The organism is Cedecea neteri (assembly GCF_000758325.1).
Classification (GTDB): domain Bacteria; phylum Pseudomonadota; class Gammaproteobacteria; order Enterobacterales; family Enterobacteriaceae; genus Cedecea; species Cedecea neteri_B.
Genome location: NZ_CP009459.1, coordinates 2,460,943 through 2,483,208 on the forward strand (window position 1 = coordinate 2,460,943; position 22,266 = coordinate 2,483,208).

Annotated in this window: 23 protein-coding genes; 7 read left to right on the plus strand and 16 right to left on the minus strand. The window is 54.7% G+C overall.

All coding sequences use genetic code 11. The features are described from left to right. Positions 1 to 50: 50 nt before the first annotated feature. The 5 genes from LH86_RS11615 to LH86_RS11635 all read right to left on the minus strand — a co-directional run bounded on the left by LH86_RS11615 (position 51) and on the right by LH86_RS11635 (position 5,041). Positions 51 to 1,493 (minus strand): leucyl aminopeptidase, encoded by a 1,443-nt coding sequence (locus tag LH86_RS11615; RefSeq protein WP_039301407.1) that lies wholly within the window; start codon positions 1,491 to 1,493, stop codon positions 51 to 53. Next, on the minus strand, positions 1,490 to 2,458 hold the full coding sequence (locus tag LH86_RS11620; RefSeq protein WP_039301409.1) for a N(4)-(beta-N-acetylglucosaminyl)-L-asparaginase: 969 nt from the start codon (positions 2,456 to 2,458) through the stop codon (positions 1,490 to 1,492). Before LH86_RS11620 ends, LH86_RS11615 begins: the two co-directional genes overlap by 4 nt. A 6-nt stretch (positions 2,459 to 2,464) precedes the next feature. Next, on the minus strand, positions 2,465 to 3,772 hold the full coding sequence (celB, locus tag LH86_RS11625) for a PTS cellobiose transporter subunit IIC (RefSeq protein ID WP_039301412.1): 1,308 nt from the start codon (positions 3,770 to 3,772) through the stop codon (positions 2,465 to 2,467). A gap of 192 nt (positions 3,773 to 3,964) precedes the next feature. Next, positions 3,965 to 4,222, minus strand: coding sequence for a DUF1471 family periplasmic protein McbA (gene mcbA / locus LH86_RS11630; protein ID WP_008461021.1), 258 nt, complete (start codon positions 4,220 to 4,222; stop codon positions 3,965 to 3,967). 192 nt (positions 4,223 to 4,414) lie between these two features. After that, positions 4,415 to 5,041, minus strand: coding sequence for a flavin reductase family protein (locus LH86_RS11635; RefSeq protein ID WP_039301416.1), 627 nt, complete (start codon positions 5,039 to 5,041; stop codon positions 4,415 to 4,417). Positions 5,042 to 5,143: 102 nt separating this feature from the next. Between LH86_RS11635 and rlmF the strand changes: the two genes are divergently transcribed. After that, positions 5,144 to 6,085 (plus strand): 23S rRNA (adenine(1618)-N(6))-methyltransferase RlmF, encoded by a 942-nt coding sequence (gene rlmF / locus LH86_RS11640; protein ID WP_039301419.1) that lies wholly within the window; start codon positions 5,144 to 5,146, stop codon positions 6,083 to 6,085. A 56-nt stretch (positions 6,086 to 6,141) separates the two neighbouring features. Here the strand turns inward: rlmF and glnQ are convergent, their stop codons facing one another. The 5 genes from glnQ to rhtA all read right to left on the minus strand — a co-directional run bounded on the left by glnQ (position 6,142) and on the right by rhtA (position 10,457). Further along, positions 6,142 to 6,864 carry a glutamine ABC transporter ATP-binding protein GlnQ gene (gene glnQ, locus LH86_RS11645; protein WP_008461025.1) on the minus strand — a complete coding sequence of 241 codons (723 nt, stop codon included), beginning with the start codon at positions 6,862 to 6,864 and terminating at the stop codon, positions 6,142 to 6,144. Beyond that, a complete protein-coding gene (gene glnP, locus LH86_RS11650) occupies positions 6,861 to 7,520 on the minus strand; it encodes a glutamine ABC transporter permease GlnP (protein WP_008461026.1) in 660 nt (219 codons plus the stop codon). Before glnP ends, glnQ begins: the two co-directional genes overlap by 4 nt. Positions 7,521 to 7,647: 127 nt before the next feature. Beyond that, entirely contained in the window at positions 7,648 to 8,394 is a 747-nt protein-coding gene (gene glnH, locus LH86_RS11655; RefSeq protein WP_008461028.1) for a glutamine ABC transporter substrate-binding protein GlnH, read from the minus strand. 362 nt (positions 8,395 to 8,756) lie between these two features. Continuing rightward, the gene (gene dps / locus LH86_RS11660) at positions 8,757 to 9,260 is read right to left on the minus strand and encodes a DNA starvation/stationary phase protection protein Dps (RefSeq protein ID WP_039301421.1); all 504 of its coding nucleotides are present in this window, start codon (positions 9,258 to 9,260) and stop codon (positions 8,757 to 8,759) included. Between the two features lie 309 nt (positions 9,261 to 9,569). Beyond that, positions 9,570 to 10,457 carry a threonine/homoserine exporter RhtA gene (rhtA, locus tag LH86_RS11665; protein ID WP_039301424.1) on the minus strand — a complete coding sequence of 296 codons (888 nt, stop codon included), beginning with the start codon at positions 10,455 to 10,457 and terminating at the stop codon, positions 9,570 to 9,572. A gap of 371 nt (positions 10,458 to 10,828) precedes the next feature. Here rhtA and ompX point away from each other — a divergent pair, with 371 nt between their 5' ends. Further along, entirely contained in the window at positions 10,829 to 11,338 is a 510-nt protein-coding gene (gene ompX / locus LH86_RS11670; RefSeq protein WP_039301427.1) for an outer membrane protein OmpX, read from the plus strand. Positions 11,339 to 11,409: 71 nt separating this feature from the next. On the opposite strand, the gene LH86_RS11675 is transcribed toward ompX, so the two are convergent. Continuing rightward, complete coding sequence (locus tag LH86_RS11675; RefSeq protein WP_039301430.1) at positions 11,410 to 12,993, minus strand: sulfatase-like hydrolase/transferase; 1,584 nt, start codon at positions 12,991 to 12,993, stop codon at positions 11,410 to 11,412. Positions 12,994 to 13,313: 320 nt separating this feature from the next. Next, positions 13,314 to 13,442: a manganase accumulation protein MntS gene (gene mntS / locus LH86_RS11680; protein ID WP_008461033.1), complete on the minus strand. Its 129-nt coding sequence runs from the start codon at positions 13,440 to 13,442 to the stop codon at positions 13,314 to 13,316. Between the two features lie 190 nt (positions 13,443 to 13,632). Here mntS and mntR point away from each other — a divergent pair, with 190 nt between their 5' ends. The 3 genes from mntR to LH86_RS11695 all read left to right on the plus strand — a co-directional run bounded on the left by mntR (position 13,633) and on the right by LH86_RS11695 (position 16,382). After that, a complete protein-coding gene (gene mntR, locus LH86_RS11685) occupies positions 13,633 to 14,100 on the plus strand; it encodes a manganese-binding transcriptional regulator MntR (protein WP_008461034.1) in 468 nt (155 codons plus the stop codon). Positions 14,101 to 14,102: 2 nt separating this feature from the next. Continuing rightward, entirely contained in the window at positions 14,103 to 15,215 is a 1,113-nt protein-coding gene (locus tag LH86_RS11690) for an SLC13 family permease (protein WP_039301434.1), read from the plus strand. Between the two features lie 123 nt (positions 15,216 to 15,338). Further along, positions 15,339 to 16,382: an aldo/keto reductase gene (locus LH86_RS11695; RefSeq protein ID WP_039301437.1), complete on the plus strand. Its 1,044-nt coding sequence runs from the start codon at positions 15,339 to 15,341 to the stop codon at positions 16,380 to 16,382. 116 nt (positions 16,383 to 16,498) lie between these two features. Here LH86_RS11695 and LH86_RS11700 read toward each other — a convergent pair whose 3' ends face one another. The 3 genes from LH86_RS11700 to LH86_RS11710 are packed head-to-tail and all read right to left on the minus strand — an operon-like array spanning position 16,499 to position 18,987. Then, positions 16,499 to 16,939, minus strand: coding sequence for an acetyltransferase (locus LH86_RS11700; RefSeq protein ID WP_039301440.1), 441 nt, complete (start codon positions 16,937 to 16,939; stop codon positions 16,499 to 16,501). Between the two features lie 18 nt (positions 16,940 to 16,957). Next, the gene (locus tag LH86_RS11705) at positions 16,958 to 17,770 is read right to left on the minus strand and encodes a Cof-type HAD-IIB family hydrolase (protein ID WP_039301444.1); all 813 of its coding nucleotides are present in this window, start codon (positions 17,768 to 17,770) and stop codon (positions 16,958 to 16,960) included. 11 nt (positions 17,771 to 17,781) lie between these two features. Next, positions 17,782 to 18,987: an MFS transporter gene (locus LH86_RS11710; protein WP_039301447.1), complete on the minus strand. Its 1,206-nt coding sequence runs from the start codon at positions 18,985 to 18,987 to the stop codon at positions 17,782 to 17,784. Positions 18,988 to 19,097: 110 nt separating this feature from the next. Here LH86_RS11710 and LH86_RS11715 point away from each other — a divergent pair, with 110 nt between their 5' ends. Next, positions 19,098 to 19,658 (plus strand): TetR/AcrR family transcriptional regulator, encoded by a 561-nt coding sequence (locus tag LH86_RS11715; RefSeq protein WP_039301450.1) that lies wholly within the window; start codon positions 19,098 to 19,100, stop codon positions 19,656 to 19,658. Between the two features lie 206 nt (positions 19,659 to 19,864). On the opposite strand, the gene LH86_RS11720 is transcribed toward LH86_RS11715, so the two are convergent. Next, complete coding sequence (locus LH86_RS11720; protein WP_008461047.1) at positions 19,865 to 21,547, minus strand: aspartate:alanine antiporter; 1,683 nt, start codon at positions 21,545 to 21,547, stop codon at positions 19,865 to 19,867. A gap of 296 nt (positions 21,548 to 21,843) precedes the next feature. On the opposite strand from LH86_RS11720, the gene LH86_RS11725 reads away from it, so the two are divergent. Further along, entirely contained in the window at positions 21,844 to 22,233 is a 390-nt protein-coding gene (locus LH86_RS11725) for an inner membrane protein YbjM (protein ID WP_052045576.1), read from the plus strand. Positions 22,234 to 22,266 lie beyond the last annotated feature (33 nt).

The following is a 22,266-nucleotide window of genomic DNA, read 5'->3' on the forward strand; positions in this document are numbered from 1 at the left end:
GTTTGTCAGTCGTCGAAGCGCCCCATTGGGGCGCTTAATTCATGGCAGCGCTATTTCCCCTCACACAGCGACAGGAAGTACTGCGTCAGCAAATGCGCCGGGCGGCCGCTGGCCTGGGTGAATTTCCCTCGCGACAGCGCGGTACCGCTGACGTCCAGATGCGCCCACGGGCGCTGGTGGCAGAACTTACTCAGGAACTGGGCGGCGGATACCGCAATGGCGGCGTTGTTGGGCGGCGTGTTGGTGTAGTCGGCAATTGCGCTTTTGACCTGGCCGTCAAAACTCTCATCCAGCGGCAGCGGCCAGACGCGATCCTGCGTCAGGCTGCCTGCCTGTTGCAGGCGCTGGCTAAGCGCTTCATTGTTACTCATTAAGCCCGAAATATCGTAGCCCAGCGCTTTGACTACTGCGCCGGTCAGCGTGGCGACGTCGATCATTTCGACGGGATTAAAACGCGCTGCGGCATAGCTGAGCGCGTCGGCGAGAACCAGCCGCCCTTCGGCGTCGGTATTAATGATTTCGACGCTGGCCCCCGCGTGGGAGCGCACGACGTCCCCCGGCATCATCGCCGTGCTGCCGGGCATGTTTTCCGCCAGAGCCATAACGACCACGACGTTAACAGGCAGGTTAAGGCGCTTCACCGTTTCCATCATGCCGAACACCACCGCCGCGCCGCACATGTCATATTTCATGGTGCGCATGCCTTCGCCTTCTTTCAGCCACATGCCGCCGGTATCAAAGGTGATCCCTTTCCCGACGAGGGCATAAACTGGCGCTTCTTCGCTGGCACCCTGCCAGCGCAGCGTTACCAGCCGGGGAGGGTTAACGCTACCTTTACCCGTGGCGTGCAGGCAGCCGAGGCCGTGTTTAAAAATGGCCTGCTCGTCCAGAATCTCGCACTGGGTTTGCGGGTGCTGGCTGGCCCAGGTTTCTGCCTGCAGCGCCACATCCTGCGGGCGACAATCCAGCGCGGGCAAATCCGCCAGCTGGCGAGAGAGCAGCATGCCCTGGGCGATGGCTTCGGCCTGGGAAGCCAGACGGCGAGCCAGCGCATTATTGGGTTCGGTAATCAGCCACAGCTCGCCATTGCTTGGCTGTTCGTCTTCGCGATAGCCCAGCTGCGGCAACTGATAGAAGCGGTTGAGGAGGGCGATAAGCAGCGTGCGCAGGCGAACAAACGTGGTTTCATCCGCCAGATTAAAGCCCGCGAGATCCAGCGCAACGGGGTGCAAAACAGGGGAAGGCAACAGCGTTTCAGCGGCGGAAAGCAACTGGCGAAGCACGGCTGGCTGAGTGATTTCTGCTGAAGGCAGCAGCGACAGCCGCTCACAGATACCCTGTAAACCAAAGGTAGTGGTTAGCGGTTCATCGTGGGTGGACATCTCTTCCAGCAAGGATTGCAGCGCGTTTGGCCAGCGGCTTAGGGAAGTGTCCCACAAGATAAGATGAGCGTTGTTAAAGGCTGCATCGGGCGAAACGAGTCTACATTTCATTGGATTACCTCCGCGGTGATGCGCTGTTTGTAGGCGTCCAGCCATTCCCGATCTGCCGGGCGGATGACCGTGCGGTTGCCGTCCCTGGCGGTAAGAAACACCTGGGCGGGCTGCGCTGGCGTGGCAACAGAGAAGGAGAAGCTGTCGATGGTTGTCGCCGCGCCGTATTCGCCCCGGTTGTTCATGCAGACGACGGACAGGTCGCCTGCCCGGCCGTAGCGGGCAATCAGTCGGGCTTCAAGATCGTACACGGCGGACTCTGCCGCACGCTGGGGCGACATGCCGTGCGCCATGCGGCTGACAATTTCATAGCTGATACAGCCTTTCATCAGATCTTCCCCGAGGCCCGTCGCCGTCGCGGCACCCACTTCGCTGTCGGCGTAGAAGCCGGAGCCGGAGACCGGGGAATCGCCCACCCGGCCTGGGCGTTTCATAAACAGGCCGCTGGTGGAGGTAGCGACCGACATTCTTTGCTGGCCGTCGAGAGCGATAACGCCCACGGTGTCGTGCCCGGTGTAGGGGCTTAAGCCGCGATCCAGCGTTTCTCGCTTGCGCTTCAGGTAATGGTTGTACGCGCGCTCGGTCAGCATGGTTTTGCTTTCAAAACCCCGATCTTTGGCCCACGCTTCGGCACCCTGGCCGACCATAAAACTGTTGAAGCGCTCTTCGCTCAGAGCTTTTGCCACCATAATCGGATTGGCAATATTTTTTACCCCAGCCACGGCACCGAGTGCGAGGCTGGTACCGTCCATAAAGGCGGCGTCGAGTTCGACTTCGCCTTGTTCATTCGGCAGGCCGCCATAACCGACCGATTTATAGAAGGGATAATCTTCCACGCATTTAACCGCGTGTACGACGGCATCGCTCGCCGAACTGCCTTGCTGCAGCCGTTCAGCCGCTTCACCTATCCCTTCCCATGCCATACGCCAGGTGGCGATCGTTCCCCAGTTTGCTGCTAACGTCATGTTTAACTACTCCGTGGCGGGTTTACGTTCAGTCACTTGAGCCGGTGATTCATTGGCCCGATATTGCCGGTCGACCACTTTCAGGAACGGCAGATAAATCAGCGCCCCTATGCACAGGTTGATTATCTGGATAACCGCGCCGCTCAGGTGGCCGGTGACGATAAATCCGCTTAATACCGGCGGCAGTGTCCATGGGATATACACCCCGGTAGTGGTGGCTACCATACCAATGGACATCGCGATGTACTGCACGGTGACCAGCACCAGCGGCACAAGGTTGAATGGGATCAACATGACGGGGTTCATGATGACCGGCAGGCCAAACAGCACCGGCTCGTTAATGTTGAAGATGGAGGAGCCGACGGCCAGGCGCGAAACGTTTTTGATGTGCTGGCTGCGGGCAAACAGCAGCATAGCAATCACCAGAGACAATGTAGCGCCCGCCCCCCCCATCCAGACCATGTCGTAGAACTGTTCCGTGACTACGTGCGGGGGAGGCATCCCGGCCTGCGTGGCGGCCAGGTTATCCATTTGGTTTTCCATCCAGAACGGACGCAGAATGCCGTTGACCATCGAACCTGAGTTGATCCCCACCGACCACAGGCTGGTGATGCTGAAACAGGTGAACAGCGCGCCAATGTAAGAGGTGCCGAAGTGGCGAATCGGCGTCGCCAGCACTTCATACACGAACTGGTGAATGGTGTGGTAGTCGGTTTTGGCAAACAGCACGCGAACGGCCAGCGCTGCAATCAGGATCAGCAGCGAAGGGATGAGCGCGGCAAAGGATTTTTGCACCGCCGGCGGCACGCCATCCGGCATTTTGATTACCCAATTCTGGCGCAGCATCCAGGCAAAAAGCTCCGTGCTCGCCAGCGCGCCTAGCATCGCCACAAACAGCCCCTTCGATCCCAGCCATTCCATCGGGATCAGGTTGCCGACATCCGGGTGCTTCGCAAAAGGCGTGAGGATCAGAAAGCAGGAAAGGGACAAAATGCCCGATGACATTCTGTCGATGTCGTAGCGTTCCGCCAGCCGGTAGGCCACCAGAAAACTGATAAACACCGCCATAGTAGAGAAGATGGCGTTAAAAGGGATCTCAACGGTGGCTGACCACCCCTCACCAAAAACAGAAGCCATAAACTGCTGGTAATGGGTACTTGGGAAGGACGAGATCACCAGCAGAATGGAACCAACGATAATAAACGGCATGAACGAGATATAGGCGTCGCGAATGGCGCCGAGGTGGCGCTGCTGCGCCATTTTGGCTGCCAGCGGCATCAGCCGGGCTTCTAATGCGGCCATCAGGTTTTTCATTTTACCGCTCCGTAAGTAATCACAAGAGACAATTCTTGCGTGACTCTACCTTAGTGGTTGTTCGGGGCTAATAAAGTGAGTTAATTCACAGATGAGTCATATAAGTATCATATGATTGCTTAAATGTTTTTAGGGTGAAGGTGCCATAAAAATGCCCCGCAAAGCAGGGCATTATGTTGGCTGGAACGCGGGCTATTTGTAGATAGTGGCGGTGCCGTAGAGGCGGTTATCGCCGCCGGCGGAGTTAATCACGTAGCCCGTTGCACCCTGTTCCTTCGCTTTTTCAGCCAGTTTGGCCTGGAGGTCGTCAAGGTTAGACGCTTTGGCGGTGACGGTACCAAAAGGTTGCATCTGTCCGACGTTTGCGTTACTCATTTCCTGGGCTGCCATGGAGGCAAAAGGCAGTGCAGCAAGAGAGATAACCGCAGAGAAATACAGCAGTTTTTTCATCTTTACATCCTCTTGAGCGTTGAGAGCAAAACACCTTTTTGTTGTCTGACAATTACAGTCTAGTTCCCCTTGGCACAGACAATGACGCAAAAAATTGATGGACTTGTGCGTGTTTTTTGAACGATAAAACTTGACCAAATGCTGACAAAAAAGCCACCAATAGGTGGCTGATTTTATTTGTTTTTTTCTGGTTTAGCGTGCGTCGGGGCGAACCAGGTCAAAACGCTGTGATTCATCAACCGTGTAATAGGCGGTTGGCCCTCCGGCTCGCAGCACGGGTTGCGCCAGCGCAGTCTGGTAGATGCCGTCGATAAGCAGGTGCTCGTCAATGTGTACGGCAACCACTTCCCCCAGCACCAGCCAGCTGTTCAGCTCGTCGCCGTCGGCAGAAGTCAGGCGAATGCACTGCGACAGGCGGCATTCAAAATTGACCGGGCTTTCAGCCACCAGGCTTGCGCTGACCTTTGTGCCTGTAATCGGGGTCAGGCCCGCTCGCAGGAACTCATCTTCTCCTCTTGGGAGCGTGACGGAGGTTTCATTCATTTGTTCTGCCAGCGGGCGCGTGGCCAGGTTCCAGACAAACTCTTTGGTGTCGAGGATGTTCTGGACGCTGTCTTTCCAGCCGGTGCTGGAAAAACCAATGATTGGTGGACGATAGTTAAAGCAGTTAAAGAAGCTGTAGGGCGCGAGGTTGCGCTGGCCCTGCAGGTTGCAGGACGAAATCCAGCCGATAGGGCGTGGCCCGACAATGGCGTTCAGCGGATCGTGTGGTAAACCGTGGCCTTCCGAGGGCTCGTAGTAATAACGTTTTTTACTCATTACGCACCTGAATTCATGTTGGAAAGGTCAAATCGTCAGCGATGTATTTACCCGACGCGGAGAGCAGAGTATCTTACGCGGCCACACAAGGAGAAGCCCCCAATGAAAACCCCTGCCGACACCAAACCTGGTTTGCATCCGCGTAACCGTCACCGTAGCCGCTATGACTTTGCCGCATTAACCGCGAGCAGCCCGGCACTGGCCGAGTTTTTGCGCCCGGGGCCGCACGGCGACACGACCGTTGATTTCGCAAACCCGCTGGCGGTGAAGGCGCTGAACCAGGCGCTGTTGGCGCATTTTTATCAGGTTAAGCAGTGGGATATCCCCGAAGGGTTCCTTTGCCCGCCGGTGCCGGGACGGGCGGATTATATCCACCATCTGGCCGATCTGCTGGCGGAAGGCAACGGTGGCGTCGTGCCTGCTCAAGCTTCCGTGCTGGATATCGGCGTTGGCGCGAACTGCATTTATCCGCTCATCGGGCAGCACGAATACGGCTGGCGTTTTACCGGCTCTGAGCTGGACGGCGATGCGTTTCGCAGCGCGCAGCAAATTGTAGACGGCAATCCAGGGCTTAGCCGCATGATCCGTCTTCGTCGCCAGAAAAATGCCGACTGCATTCTGGACGGCATCATCCACAAAAATGAAACCTATGATGCCACGCTATGTAATCCGCCGTTCCACGATTCAGTCGAGGCGGCCCGCAGCGGCAGCGAGCGTAAGCGCCGCAACCTTGGCCAGGACGCAGGGGCCGCGCTGAACTTTGGTGGTCGCGAGCAGGAGCTTTGGTGTGAGGGTGGCGAAGTGGCCTTTGTCAGCCAGATGATCAAAGAAAGTAAGGCGTTTGGCCGCCAGGTGCTGTGGTTTACGTCGCTGGTTTCAAAAGGTGAAAACCTGCCTGCGCTGTACCGCGTGATGCAGGAAAACGGCGTAGTGAAAGTGGTAAAAAAAGAGATGGCGCATGGGCAAAAACAGAGCCGTTTCATCGCCTGGAGCTTTATGGATGATGCCCAGCGTGCACGCTGGGCGAAAACCCGCGGGAAATAAGTTAATCCGTTGGGTTAGCGGGCGGCAGGCACTGGGCCTGCCGCCTGAGAAGAACGTTATGCGACGTGCTGCAGGAACTCGCGCAGGCGCGGGCTCGGCGGGTTGTCGATAAGTTCTTGTGGGTTGCCGTCTTCCGCCACGCGACCTTTGTCGATAAAGATTAGGCGAGAAGCCACTTTCGCGGCAAAGCCGACTTCGTGGGTCACGATCACCATGGTCATGCCTTCTTCGGCCAGGTCCTGCATCACTTTCAGCACTTCATGGCGCAGTTCCGGGTCGAGGGCCGACGTTGGCTCATCAAACAGCATCATCTTCGGCTTCACGGCAAGGGCACGGGCAATCGCCACACGCTGCTGTTGACCGCCAGAAAGCTCTGACGGATAGTGATGCGCGCGTTCCGCCAGGCCAACCTTCGCCAGCAGCTCTTTCGCCAGCTTCTCAGCGGCGTCTTTTTTCATGCCACGGACGCGAATCGGGCCGAAGGCGACGTTTTCCAGCGCCGTCAGGTGCGGGAACAGGTAGAACTGCTGGAATACCATGCCAGCTTCCTGACGGATCAGGCGATCGTCTACCTTTGGATCGTTCACTTTCAGGCCGTCAACAATCAGGTCGCCGCTGGTGATCTCTTCCAGCTTGTTAATGCAGCGCAGCAGGGTAGATTTACCGGAGCCGCTAGGCCCGATAATCACCACCACTTCACCCTGTTTGATGTTCAGGTCAATATTGTGCAGCACCTGGGTTTGGCCAAAGTGCTTGGAGACGTTTTTAAATTCAATCACAGGATTTTCATCCTTCTTTCAAGGCGACGCAGCACGAAGCTCAGCACCAGGGTAATAATCAGATAGAAGACCGCAACGGCGCTCCAAATCTCCAGCGCGCGGAAGTTACCGGCGATAATTTCCTGACCCTGACGAGTCAGCTCTGCTACACCGATAACGATGAACAGCGAGGTGTCTTTGATGCTGATGATCCACTGGTTACCCAGCGGCGGCAGCATGCGGCGCAGCGCCAGCGGCATAATTACGTGACGGATGGTTTCACGTTTTGACAGCCCAAGCGCAAGGCCCGCTTCCTGGAAGCCTTTATGAATAGAGAGCACCGCACCGCGGGTGATTTCTGCGATGTAGGCCCCGGAGTTGATCATGATGGTGACGACCGCCGCGCTGAACGGATCGATACGCAGATCGGTAAAGGCCATCGGCAGGGCGAAGTAGATAAACATCACCTGCACCACAATTGGCGTGCCGCGAATCACTTCGATGAAAACAAGCGCTACGTGGTTGGCAATCCAGCCGCCGTAGGTACGAGCAAAGCCCGCCACTAAACCAATTACTAAACCGCCGCAAAGACCCAGGATGGAAATCCATAGGGTCATCTTAGCGCCTTCAAACAAGATGGGAATTGCAGGCCAAATGGCGCTCCAGTCAAACTGCATGATGTGTTCCTGTTGTCTACCGTGATTCACCTCTTTGGGCTTCAGGCCGGGGCCTGGCAGCTTGAGAGGCGTTTAATAATAAGAGGGGCGAAAGGCGCCCCTCAGATCTGACAAATACTTAGAATTATTATTTAGGTTCGGTACCGAACCATTTTTTGTAGATTTCGTTGTACGTGCCGTTCTCTTTCAGGGTTTTCAGCGCGCCGTTGATTTTGGTGCGCAGCTCGTCGCTGCCTTTAGGCAGGGCGATACCGTACTGCTGGGCTTCCAGAGACTCACCTACCGCTTTGAACTGACCGTTGCCGGCGGTTTTGATGAAGTACAGGATGTTTGGCGTGTCGTGCAGAACCGCGTCAGCGCGGTTGGTGCCCAGTTCCATGTAAGCGTTGTCGATGTTCGGGAACTGACGCAGGTCTTTGGTTTTGATGTTAGCTTTTGCGTAATCAACGGAACCGGTGCCGCCTTTAACAGCGACCACTTTACCGTCCAGATCTTTCACGCTTTTGATGTCGTTGTTATTGGCTTTGACCATCACCAGCAGGCCGCTTTTGTAGTAGCCGTCGGAGAAGTCGATCGCTTTTTCGCGCTCAGGTGTGATGGTGATCCCGGCCAGCGCCAGGTCAACGTTTTTGGTTTGCAGGGCAGGGATGATGCCGCTGAAGTCCATTGGCTTCAGGGTGTAGTCCAGCTTCAGTTCTTTGGCGATAGCGGCCCACAGATCCACGTCAAAGCCGACATACTGATCGCCTTGTTTAAATTCGAAAGGAACGAACGCGGTGTCGGTCGCAACGACCAGTTTTTTATCAGCGGCATGGGAAGATACAGCGAAAGCCAGGGTAAGTGCAGCCAGTGAAACTTTCAAAATCGACTTCATAGCATTTCCTTTGTTAATCCACGGGGCGATCCCCTGCGTCAGCGGCGACTCATGAAAGAATCGTGCCAGATTTGCAACTTACTGTTTTTGCAAGGATGTGATTATTTAACATTGCACATTGAGCGTTGCAAGCGGGTCATAACGCACCGTTATGGTGCACCATTTTGGTGCGCAAAATGAGCCGACAGGGTAGGGGTTAGTTTTACCGCGAAATCAGTGGACAAAACAATCATTCGTTAACGATTGTGTGAGGTGATTATTACATTTGATTAACTTTAGACTATGAATTAATCGATGGTCTGCGCTGTTTTGGTGCAGGCTCCGCCCCCGGGCGGAGGAGGAGCCATAGGAAAATGCTCTGGTTACTCGATATTGGACTCAATGAACCACAAGAATTTGTCCAGATCGCGGGAAGCGGCGGTGAAAATATCTGCGGTATCTTCGTCTTTTGCTTCACCAATGGCTTTACGTACATCGTTCGCCACGATGGCATAACGATCGGCCAGCTCTTTCAGGTGTTCCTGAACGGTGTGAATGTCCAGCGGGTAGCTTTTCAGCGGGGTTTTGCTGTTGATCACCTGAGTGGTACCCAGCGCCACGCCGCCAAGCTGCACGGCACGTTCTGCCATGGTGTCCAGGTGCTCGGTCAGCGCCGTGCGGAAGCCGTCCAGCATTTCGTGCACGGCAATAAAGTTAGCCCCGCGCATGTTCCAGTGAGCCTGTTTGGTAATCAGCGACAAGTCGATGAACTGGACGACCTGGCGATTCAGCAGCTCGATGGTAGCTTTTTTCTCGCTGTCTTTTACATCATTGCGGGTATATAGCAGGTTTGTAGATTTAGTTTTTACCAGTTTAGCGGTACTCATAATCTTTCATCCTCTTGATGTTGGTGTCCCAATGAATTACCGGCAATAAGTATAGCACCGCTTTTTTACTTTGCTGGTGTGGGTAATACCTATCAAACTGATAGTAAGAGAAAAATGGAAAAGATTAATTTGTTATTTAACAGATGGTTATTGAGTGTTCTTAATTTATGTCAAAAATCATGAATAAATATGACTGCGAAAAGAAAATAATTCTTATTGAGTATTACAATTGACGGGAATATAAGTGCTTGATAACGGGTAAATCATTTAATGCGGCAATTATCACCGCATTAAATGCAGGGAGACCGATTAATTTATGTCGACGTTTTTAATCTGTGCTTCACGCTTCATGGTCAGCGTTGACCCCACGGATGCCGCGATAATGCAGAGCAATGCCAGCCACTGTGTTAGCGTCAGATGTTCCCCGAGGAACAGCATGCCTGACAGCGCCGCAAGGCCCGGCTCGAGGCTCATGAGTGTGCCAAAGGTGCGGGTAGGGAGTCGGGTTAACGCAATCATCTCCAGCGAGTAAGGCAGCGCCGTGGAAAGCACGGCAATCGCCAGGCCGACGGGCAGCAGCGACCACTGCAGCAACGAGCTGGTGGCTTCCCAGGCGCCCAGGGGGACAAAGATAATGGCCGCAATCAGAGAACCAAACGCGACCGTGGCCGGGCCGTGCTCAGCCCCTGCTTTTTGCCCGGCAATAATGTAGATGGCCCAGCAGGCACCGGCCCCCAGCGCACAGGCTGCACCGGCAAGGTCTACGTGGGAGATGTCCTGACCCAGGGGAAGCAGGAACCACAGTCCGGCCACTGCCAGCACCACCCAGATAAAGTCCACTGCACGGCGTGAGCCAAAGAGCGCCACGGCGAGCGGCCCGGTAAACTCCAGCGCCACCGCGATGCCCAGCGGCACCGTGCGCAGAGAGACATAAAAGAGGTAATTCATGCTGCCCAGCGCCAGCCCATAAAACAATAAAGGCAGGCGTTGCTCTGGCTGAAAACGGAGACGCCAGGGTTTAAAAATCACCGCGAGAATAAGGGTGCCTAAAAACAGGCGCAGCGAAGTCACGCCCTGAGGACCGATTAGCGGGAATAATGATTTTGCCAACGAAGCGCCGCTTTGAATCGAGGTCATGGCGATAAGTAAAACCACGATCGGCAGCCAGCGCGGCATATTACGGGAAGTTTGCGGCATCCTGTACCTTGTCAGTATTTGTTTATGTTTGGTCAAGAAAATAAAAGTCTGCCCAGTCTAAAGGATTAAGTTATGGCTGGTTGAACTTTCATTAAGAAAAATTCTCATGACGTGGAGTACGATCGGGGAACTTTTGTCAGTTTGTGTCAAAAATAATTCCAGAATTATCTGAATGACGATGTTGTTAAAGGGATTAAAATTTGCCGTCGCAAAGCGGCATTTTCCTGATTTTTTAGTGATTTAGCATGTAGTGGAAATGTTATGTTACAGGAAAAAGATCGTTAGACAACACAATTGGCGAAGAGTTTCTGTCATGGTTTTGTTATATTTAAAACTTAGGACTTACTTGAAGCACATTTGAGGTGGATATTATGAAAAAAATTGCATGTCTTTCAGCACTGGCCTGTGTTCTGGCCGTCTCCGTAGGTACCGCATCTGCAGCAACCAGCACCGTAACCGGTGGTTACGCTCAGAGCGATATGCAGGGCGTTGCTAACAAAGCTGGCGGTTTCAACCTGAAATACCGCTACGAAAATGATACCCCGCTGGGCTACATCGGCTCCTTCACCTACACCCAGAAAAGCGACACTTCTGACGGCGTGTACACCAAAGGCCAGTACTACGGTATCACCGCTGGTCCTGCTTACCGCATCAACGACTGGGCAAGCATCTACGGTGTAGTGGGTGTTGGCTACGGTAAATTCCAGGCGACTGAATTCCCAGCTGCTCACGATTCCGTTAGCGACTACGGCTTCTCCTACGGTGCTGGCCTGCAGTTCAACCCAATCGAAAACGTTGCTCTGGACTTCTCCTACGAGCAGAGCCGTATTCGTAGCGTTGACGTTGGCACCTGGATCGCTGGCGTAGGCTACCGCTTCTAATATCCCTTCCGGGATAGAAATAAAAAATCCGCCCAAGTGGCGGATTTTTTTTATCGGTAAACCGACTGAAGTTAACGTGTCCTGGTCTCAAATATATCCGTCTGCAGATGAGTATAGTCCACTTTCTTCAGGTTAAAGTTGGTTATCCAGACTGGCCCGGCCTTTTGCTCAGAAATAAACTTGTACTTCGGCGTAAGCTCTTTCGCCTTAATCCCCGTCCACGCAGAGAAGAAGTTGAGGAAGTCATTGGCGCTGCGCCGTGCTTTGATCAGCCGGTGCGTGGTGTCATCGCTCGACAGCACCATAAATGGCACCTGGAAATTCTGCTGGAACTTATCGTCGTGCGCCAGATATTGCACGTCGGTACCGCGCTCTTTGAAGGCCAGTCCGTGGTCGGAGAAATAGACCATTGAGAAGCTGTTCCCGGTGTTTTGTAACTGCAGATATAGCTGTTTCAGCAAGTCGTCGGTTTGCGTCATGCTGTAGAGATAGCAGGACGTCTCTTTAGACTGCACAAAATCTTTGTATTTCCCCTGAGTGCGATCGCAGGCCTGTGGGTGCGACCCCATCAAATGCAGCACAATCAGCTGCGGCGTGTTGCGCTGAGTAGCAAAAACCTGGGCCGTCATTTTTAACAGGGCTTCATCGCGAGTATTTTTATCCGCCTCAAAATCCCCGTTTTTCAGGAACTGCACTTCGTCCGCGCGTTTGGCGATGCTGGCGATGGCGGTATCGTATTCGCCGATTTGCCCCTGGTTCGAGAACCACCAGGTCTGGAAGCCAGCGCGGTTTGCCAGGGTAACAAAGTTGTCCTGATACTGGGGTTTGCCGTCCACGACCCGGTTCAAGGTCAGCCCCAGCGATTTTTGCGTTGAGCCGCTGGCGGAGACGTAGTCCATAAACAGATTGCCTTTGACCTGGCTTGCAAAGGGCGTGTTGTCCCAGTGGCCGCCAAAGGCTCCCAGCGCATCGCGGCGGGCGCTTTCGCCAATGACCACGACGTAGGTGTGATATTTAGGCTGCACCGACACTACGTTCCAGGAATCTTTTTGCTGCGACAGTTCTTTCATGCGCGCCTGCTCTTCGATGACTTCGTGGTTATTGACCACGACGTCTTTCACGAAGCGCACCACCGGGTAGCCGGTATCTTTAAATTTAAACACGCCGCCGTAGGCGAGGTTGGTGACCGGCGTGACAAAAAAACTGACCACGCTGACGGCGAGACATAAGCTATCGAAATGACCCCAGGCGCGTTTTTCTTCACGTTTGCGACGCAGCGCCATCACGCCAAGGGCGAGAATAAAGAGAGAAACCACGTAGCTGTACCATGGGAAGATGGTCATGATTTCCGTGGATTCTTCAAAGTTGGTTGAGTGCAGCGCCAGCAGGGTATTGAAGTTGGGCGAGCCGTAAGCCTGGCCGAACGGGAAATACATGGCTGCCACGAGGCTGCAAAGCCCAAGCAGGACTTTCTGGGCGCGTGGTGTGGTGCGCCACAGCAGCATCAGTACGCAGCTAAAGGCAACGGCGTAAAGCAGGCTGAAGGCATAGCCCAGCGCAAAGTTGATCAGCAGGGACTGCAAAAAATAGAAACCAGCCCACGGATTCAACACAATTCCGCGCGCAGTCAGGGTATCTTTAACCGTTACATTCATCTTTATTATGGTCTTGCAAAACGCCATGCGGTGACCCTGGCGATAAGGGTAGAGCCTGCCTGACAGACGGAAACGAAGGGGAATTGCACCGCATCTGCGAGCCGCTTCATGTGCAGGGCTGCAAGAAGATAGAGCTGTGAGATAAGAATATCAACTGATAACAGAGCGAGGTTTTGCGAGACTGATTGCAAATCCGACAAATGATGGGGTTAAAGCTCGGCCAGATTAGCCATTAACGGGGATTTTGCAGGGGGATTGTGACAAAAGAATGAAGGCTTGCGCGAAACGCTTAAAAAATCGCCAGGCGGCGGGGCCTGGCGTTATTGTTGTTTTTCTTCTTTCTGCTGGGGTTTACCGGCAACCCAATCACAAATCATGTTCAGCAGCATTAAGCGTACCTGGAAGGGAGATTGTGTAAACACGTTGATGCACCTCTTAAATTCGTTCATAGCGTCCTCCTGTTAGCCATGCGACCGTTTTTCCGTAAACAAGCCTGACTGGATTACATACAGGTATAGCACAGGCTATATTTTATAGCCACGGCTATTTCGTTAATTTTTTGTGGATGAGCAATGCTGGTTTACAATAAAGCCTTCCGTCGTCAGAAGACGACGCCGCGCCACTGGAAGAGGAAGCACTATGAGCCGTCGGGCAGGGCAAAAGAACAGCGAAAAAGTGACGCCATTACCGAATATTGAAGAGCATGTTGAGGGCTTCAGGCAGGTACGCGAAGCGCACCGTCGTGAGTTAATTGATGATTATGTTGAGCTGATTTCGGATTTGATTCATGAGGTCGGCGAAGTTCGCCAGGTGGATATGGCGGCGCGTCTCGGGGTTTCGCAGCCGACGGTCGCCAAGATGCTAAAGCGTCTGGCATCCGTTGGGCTGATTGAGCAAATTCCATGGCGCGGCGTCTTTTTAACGCCGGAAGGTGAGAAGCTGGCGCAGCAAAGCCGCGAGCGCCACCAAATTGTTGAAAACTTCTTCCTCGCACTGGGCATCAGCCCGGAGACCGCGCGTATTGACGCTGAGGGTGTGGAACATCACGTCAGCGAAGAGACGCTGGAGGCTTTCCGCAAATTCAGCGCAGAGCGGGGTATCGGCTAAGCATGCTGCTGCGTCTTGCGCAGCCTTTTCTGCGCGATCGATTCCTGCATTTATTGTTGTTAATCGGCGTCGCCCTGAGCCTGGCGGTGCCGTTCCGCCCGGCTTTGTGGCCTGAAGCTATCGACTGGCACACCATTATTACGCTGACCGGGCTGATGATGTTGACCAAAGGCGTCGAGCTGAGCGGTTATTTCGACGTGCTGGGCCGCAAGATGGTGGCGCGTTTCGCCAACGAGCGGCAGCTGGCGCTGTTTATGGTTGCGGCGGCGGCGGCCCTGTCGACCTTTCTGACTAACGATGTCGCGTTGTTCATCATCGTGCCTCTCACCATCACGCTGAAAAAACTCTGCTCGATACCGGCCAGTAAGCTGATTATTTTTGAGGCGCTGGCGGTCAATGCCGGCTCTTTGCTGACGCCCATCGGTAACCCACAGAACATCTTGCTGTGGGGGCATTCCGGGCTCTCTTTCGGCGCTTTTACCTGGCAGTTGATGCCGCTGGCGCTGGCCATGACCGCCAGCCTGCTGGTGTTAGCGTGGATCTGCTTCAAACCAAAACCGCTGCATTACCACGGCGAAGTGAATGACAGCCGCTGGCAGCCTAAGCTGGTCTGGTGCTGCCTGGCGTTTTACATTGTCTTTATTCTGGCGCTGGAGCTAAAGCTTGAGCTTTGGGGGCTGGGGCTGATTGCGCTTGGGTTCCTGGGGCTGGCGCGCAAAGTGCTGCTCAGTATCGACTGGAGCCTGCTGGTGGTGTTCGTGGTGATGTTTATTGATGTGCACCTCATCACCCAGCTGCCGGTACTGCAGCATTCGCTTCAGGGCGTGGCACAGCTGTCTTCTGGCGGGTTATTTAGCCTCGGTATTTTGCTTTCGCAGTTTATCAGCAATGTGCCCGCCACCATTTTGTTGCTGAACTATGTGCCTGCTTCGCTGCTGCTGGCCTTCGCGGTCAATATCGGTGGCTTTGGTCTGTTGCCGGGGTCGCTGGCGAACCTGATTGCCCTTCGTATGGCCAACGACCGTCGGATCTGGTGGCGGTTCCATCTCTATTCTCTCCCTATGTTGCTTTGGGCCGCGCTGGTCGGCTACGGCTTATTACTGCTTTTACGCTAGCGCCCACTCAGGCAGAAACAGGCAAGGAATGAGCAGAAATCCCCCATTCCAGAACCTCGCGCGACGCGTATAACTGGCAGTCCGCACTCTTCCTTCCTGAAATCCTGAACATGGGGTACCGCTATGCGTTATAAAAAATTAGGAAATACCGGCCTGTTTGTTTCAGAGCTTTGCCTGGGGACGATGACCTTTGGTGGTGGCGACGGCATATGGGGAAAAATAGGCCAGCTCGCGCAAAATGATGCCGACAAGCTGGTTGGGCGCGCTCTGGAAGCAGGGATTAACTTTATTGATACGGCTGATGTTTATTCCGGCGGGCGCTCGGAAATTATCACCGGCCAGGCGCTGAAAAACCTTAACGTGCCGCGTGAGAATGTGGTGGTGGCCACCAAAGCGTTCGGCGAAACCGGCACCGCCGGGCCGAACTCCCGGGGTTCATCGCGTTTTCATCTGTTGAACAGCGTCAAAGAGAGCCTGCAGCGGCTGCAGCTCGATTATATCGACCTGTATCAGCTGCACGGTTTTGACCCCGCCACGCCGATAGAAGAAACGCTGCGGGCGCTGGATTCGCTGGTGCAAGAGGGGCTGGTTCGCTACATCGGTGTTTCCAACTGGGCGGCCTGGCAAATCATGAAGGCGCTCGGAATCTCCGAACGTCTGGGGCTGGCACGCTTTGCCTCTTTGCAGGCTTATTACACCCTTGCTGGCCGCGATCTGGAGCGAGAGCTGGTGCCAATGATGCAAAGTGAAGGCGTCGGCCTGATGGTCTGGAGCCCGCTTGCGGGCGGGCTGCTTAGCGGCAAGTATAACCGCGACGGTAAAGCCGAAACCGGGAGTCGCCGCCTCGAGTTTGATTTCCCACCGGTCAACAGGGATCGCGCTTTTGATTGCGTGGATGTGATGCGTGAAATCGCCGAGGCTAAAGGTGTTTCCGTGGCGCAGATTGCGCTGGCCTGGCTGCTGCACCAGCAGGCGGTGACGACGGTCATCATTGGCGCGAAACGCACTGAGCAGCTTGAAGACAATATCGCTGCGACGAGCGTTCTGCTTAGCGCGGATGAGCTTGAAAGGCTGAATGCGGTGAGTGAACTGCCGCGCGAATATCCGGGCTGGATGCTCGAGCGGCAGGGGGAGTATCGCCGGGAACAGCTGAAGAATCAGTTTTAGGTAGAGAGCTTGCTTTGCCCCTCACCCTAACCCTCTCCCCAGTGGAGAGAGGGGACCGATCGGTGTTTATGTTTCCCCCTCTCCTTTTTAAGGAGAGGGCCGGGGTGAGGATAAAACTACCGGCTCAGCTTCAAATGCAGCAAAGGGAAAGGATTCCCTTCGCCGTCGAGTTCAGACCGCCCGGTCTGTGCAAACCCCATATGCAGATAGAAACCTACGCCCTGAGGATTCTGCTCATTCACATCCACTTCATCGACCTGCAAATGTTCAATGGCGTGCTGCAGAAGCTGCTTGCCCACGCCCATACCACGGCTTTCCGGCGAAACAAACAGCATTTCAATCCGGTTTTCGTGGCAGCCGATAAAGCCCATAGGCTCACCGGTTTTGCCGGATGCCAGCAGCATCGGGATCTGCGGCATATAAAGTTCGCGAACCTGAGGTCTTAACGCCCTGATATTTTCCTCAGGTAAAAAATCATGCGTGGCGCGAACGGATGCTTCCCAGATTTCCGCCAGCGCATCGAAATCCGCCGGGGTGGCTTGTCTTATCGTTAACATTCTTGCTCTCAGAGGTCGTTAGTTAAACGGCGCTTCTTTCTTCAGGATCTTGTCGATCACATCCAGCACGCCTTGTTGATTGCAGTGCCCGGCCTGATAGCTGGCAATGCGTTTGATTTTGTCCGGGGCGTTGGCCATCGCAAACCCGTATTGCGCCTGGGTCAGCATCTCGATGTCGTTGCCGCCGTCGCCAAAGGTCACCACTTCGCTGTCCTGGATGCCCCATTTTTCCTGTAGGATCCGCAGTCCGTTAGCCTTATGAATACCCGGAATAATCAGGTCGATAGAGCCGTGCCCGCTGGTGACCGGCACCATAATGCCTTCCAGCTCTGCGCCCAGGGCATCCATGGTTTCATCTAGCTGGCTGTCCGGCAGGTTCAGGGCAAATTTGAAGAACACGTCGTCGAGGCCGGAGAAGCTTTCGACGTGTTCAAGGCGATGGTAGAACTTCGCCGCCAGCGCTTTGAAATCGTCGCTATAGCCGTTGAGCGTATAGCCGTTACGCTTGCCGCAGGCGATGATCTCCACGTGCGGCAGGGTCAGCAGGTGATCGACCACCGTGTTGAACTCCTGGCGGGTCAGCTCGCCGTTGAACAGGTCTTCGCCTTCGCTGACTACCCAGCCGCCGTTATCGGCCACAAAAGAGATCTCGTGGGCAATCTCCGGGAAGAAGGAGATCAGCTGGAAATACTGGTTCCCGCTAGCCACTACAAAGCGGATGCCTTGCGCTTTCATCTGCTGATATTGCGCGGCAAAGCGTTCGCGGTTGTAGGTTTTTTCGTCATTAAGAAAAGTGCCGTCCATGTCTACTGCAATCAGTTTGATGCCCATTGAACTCTCCATTATTCAGTTTCTAAAGTCTGCCCGGAAGATTGTCCCGGTTTAGCCACGGCGCGGGCGACCAGCGCCGCAATCACCATTAACGTCAGCACAACTAACATGGCCTGGCGGAGCCCGTAATGCTCGCCGAGGAAGCCCAGCAGCGGCGGCCCGACTAAAAAGGCCACGTAGCCCGAAGCGGCAACAACGCTGACGCGGCTTGCCGGATCGGGGCCGGTATCGCCCGCGGCAGAAATAGTCAGCGGGAAGCCTAAAGAGGTGCCCAACCCCCACAGAATCACCGACACGCCGGCAAGGAAGGCGTTGTCGACAAACACAATGGTGCCGATGCCGATAATGCCCATGATCGCACAGGCGCGGACCACAATAACGCGGCTGTAGCGGTCGATAAACCAGCCGCCGGTGAAGCGCCCAACCGTCATACCGAGGGTAAAGCCCACGTAGATAAGCGACCCGGAGGTCGGGCTAAAGCCGTGCCCGTCCACCATCAACAGCGGCAGCCAGTCGTTGGCCGAGCCTTCGGCAAAGGCCATCGCCAGCACGACAAAACCAATCAGCAATAGCTGAATATCCTTGTAAAACGGGCGGTGCGGCTCGTGGGCTTCGGTTTTCTCCGGATTGTCTTTGCCCACGCCGTGCGGCACGGCGATAAGCGCGATGGCAATCGGCGCGATGGTCAACAGACCAATCAGCAGCAGGTGCCCCCAGGACACGACGTTCCACGCGGTTAAAGTCAGGCCGATCCCGGCGCCCACGAGCGTGCCCAGGCTAAAGAAGCCGTGCATCATCGGCAGCACCGTTTTCTTCATCAGGCTCTCGATAATGGCTCCTTCAACGTTCATCGCCACTTCTGATGAGCCCATACCGCTGCCGAGCAGCGCCAGGCCGAAGGCAAATAGCACCGGGGAAGCAAGGTACAGCGCGAAGCTCATCATTAACATTCCGGCCACCATCAGCGTCATGCCGCTGCGAATAATGGTGCGGGTGCCAAAGCGTTTCACCAGCCAGCCGGAACAGAGAATACCGCCCATCGAGCCAATCGACAGACCAAATAATACGATGCCCATTCCGGCCGTCGAGACGCTGAGCGTATCGCGAATAGCGGGCGTGCGTGTGGCCCAGGATGCCATCACCAGGCCCGGAAGGAAGAAGAAGGTGAATAACGCCCAGGTACGGAGCTGTAAGGCTTTTCTCTGCGAAACAGACATGAACAACAACCAGTGAAAGAGAAACAGGGGAGCAGACTAGCAAGCTTGTGTACATTTGTACACATCCCGGTATAGACTCTTTGTCATACTCTAAATTCAGGTAGGTAATGATGAGCAAAGCCCCGCGCCGGAATGACCCAGAACGCCGCTCGCGTATTTTGCAGGCGACGCTGGATATGGTGGTAAAGCACGGCATCAGCGATATCACGCACCGCAAAATTGCCGCTGAGGCTGGCGTTTCGCTGGGATCGATGACCTATTACTTTGCCGGGATTGAATCGCTGCTTTGCGAAGCATTTACTCTGTTTGCCCACCAAATGTCGGACAGCTACCGCGAGCGTATGCAGCAGGCCACCAATCGCGATGAGGCCTGCGAAGCGATTGTCGATATGATTTGCGGCGGCTGCGTGGCCACGCCGTACAACATGCAGGTGATGTACCAGCTTTATGCTTATGCCAGTTGTAATCCGCAGCTAAAAGACATCATGCAGGAGTGGATGATCCGCAGCCAGCAGGCGCTGGAGCCGTTTTTCGATCCACTAACCGCCCGGGCGCTGGATGCTTTCCTGGAAGGTATGACGCTGCACTACGTCACCGATCGCGAGCCAATGAGCCGGGATGATATGCGGGTGATGGTGCGCAGAATTGTGGGGGCAGGGGATGCGAAATAAAGCGAGCGGAAGGGTTAGTAAGCGTTTGTTATTAAAGCCCTGAAAAAATAAAAACCCATCAACCTTGAACCGAAAGCGGCGGGGTTGATGGGCTCCACAAATTGGGGACATCAAAGAAAAGCAGTGGCACTAATTCAGACTGACGCCCCGAAAGAAAGTTCGCTCAGGCATAAAAAAAAAGTATTTTTCTTTGTCTGTGGTTGCGATCACAAACCTGGCCATATCACGACAATTAATGTCCCGGCCAGCGTTAACAACACGTTAGCGATGGCGTAGGTGCCGGCATACCCCAGCGCAGGAATGTTGCTGCGGGCAGTGTCGCTGATGATTTCCATCGCTGGCGCACAGGTTCGTGCCCCCATCATCGCGCCGAACAGCAGGGCGCGGTTCATTCGCAGCACATAGGCGCCGAACAGGAAGCAGATAATCACCGGCACCAGGCTCACGATAAGCCCAGAAATCAGCATCTGGCCGCCTACCGCACCGAGGCCGTTGCTGATGCCGCTGCCAGCGCTCAGGCCAACCCCTGCCATAAACACCATCAGGCCAAACTCTTTCACCATATTTAGCGCACCCTGCGGAATGTAGCCGAAGGTTGGGTGGTTGGCGCGCAGGAAGCCAAGCATGATGCCCGCGAACAGCAGGCCAGCGGCGTTCCCGATGCCGAAGCTGAACGAGCTGAACTGGAAGGTGACCATGCCCACCATCAGGCCAATAACAAAGAAGGCACAGAAGGCCAGCAGGTCGGTTATCTGGCTGTGGATGGAGATAAAACCGATGCGCTCGGCAACGGTTTTGACGCGTCTGGCATCGCCGCTGACCTGCAGAACATCGCCTTTGTTCAGCACGATATTGTCGTCGATGGGCATTTCAATCTGGCTGCGGATCACGCGGTTCAGGAAGCAGCCGTGATCGGTGAGTTTGAGCTGCGCCAGGCGACGGCCCACGGCATTGTGGTTTTTCACCACAATTTCTTCGGTGACGATGCGCATATCCAGCAGATCGCGGTCGAAGACCTCTTTGCCGTTTCTGAAGCTAGGGTCAAGGCGCGAGTGCGAATCCGGATAGCCCACCAGCGAGATTTCATCGCCCATTTGCAGTACCGCGTCGCCGTCCGGGTTAGCCAGAATGCCATTGCGGCGAATACGTTCGATGTAGCAGCCGGTCTGGCGGTAAATCCCCAGTTCGCGCAGATTTTTACCGTCGGCCCAGGCAACCAGCTCGGGCCCGACGCGGTAGGCGCGGATCACCGGGAGATAAACTTTACGGCTGGCGTCGGTATCCAGACCGCGCTCGCGGGCAATCTGCTGGGCGCTGGTCTGCAGATCCTGATGCTGCAGCTTCGGTAAATAGCGAGCCCCCACGATCAGGCTGACCAGGCCAATCAGGTAGGTCAGGGCATAGCCGAGGCTCAGATTATCCAGCGAGGTCGCAAGCTGTGCGGCGGGGATGCTTGAATGGCGCAGGGTATCACCCGCCCCGACCAGCACGGGCGTGGAGGTCATGGCACCGGCGAGCATACCGGCTGTGAGGCCAATGTCCCAGCCAAACAGTTTGCCCAGCCCCAGCGCAATCAGCAGCGCGCTGCCGACCATCACCAGAGCCAGCATCAGGTAATTTTTGCCGTCGCGGAAGAAAATAGAAAAAAAGTTTGGCCCGGCTTCGACGCCGACGCAGAAAATGAACAGCATAAAACCCAGATTTAGCGCGTCGGTATTGATCGAGAAATGCTGTTGCCCGAGTAATAAAGAGACCACTAAAACACCAATGGAATTACCCAGTTGCACCGGACCGAGGCGTAATTTCCCCAGGCAAAGTCCGAGCGTTAGTACAACAAATAACAAAAGTATGTAATTCCCGTTTAACAAATCTGCGACGTTTATATTCACGAAGGCTAACTTCTTGTTTACCAGTAAGCTGTTGAAAGAGATAGAGTTATGCGCTAAGGTTTTGACGGTTTCGTCAGCGACGACCGGCAAATTATCACGCATATAAATATCTCACGCGACGACCGAATTTCCGCCGCTAGTTTAATCTTTCTCTGTATCAGCGGCTAGTAAGAATATTGTGCTAAATGTGGCAATGCTTTATCGGCACGGATGGCCAGGCATTATCAAATCGGGTAAAGACGCTGCTGAATTTTCCGGCAGGGTATTTTCGAGCAAAGCAGATGTCAGGAGGTAAAATGCACAGACGCGCGCAAAGGTGGTTGGGAATTACCTGCTGCTTCGTGCTCTTTATTCTGGTTTTTCTTTCTCTGCGCCTGAACGTGATGGGGCGGTTTATTGCCACCGGGCATTATGAGCTTGGGCTGCTGTTTTTCCTCTTCCCGGGTGCCGCGGCCAGCTTCTTTTCCCAGGGCGATAGAGTCGTTAAACCGCTGGTGGGAGCGATGCTTGCTTCGCCGTTCTGCCTGTTGATTGCCCACCTGTTTTTACCCGTGACGCGCTCTTTCTGGCAGGAAATGGCCTGGCTGTTGAGCGCCGTATTCTGGTCATCCCTCGGCTCGCTGTGTTATCTGCTATTTATTATGTGTAAAAACCGGGGTAGCACGCATAAAAAAACCGACTCCTGAGAGTCGGTTTTCTACATTCTTAATTCTTAAAAC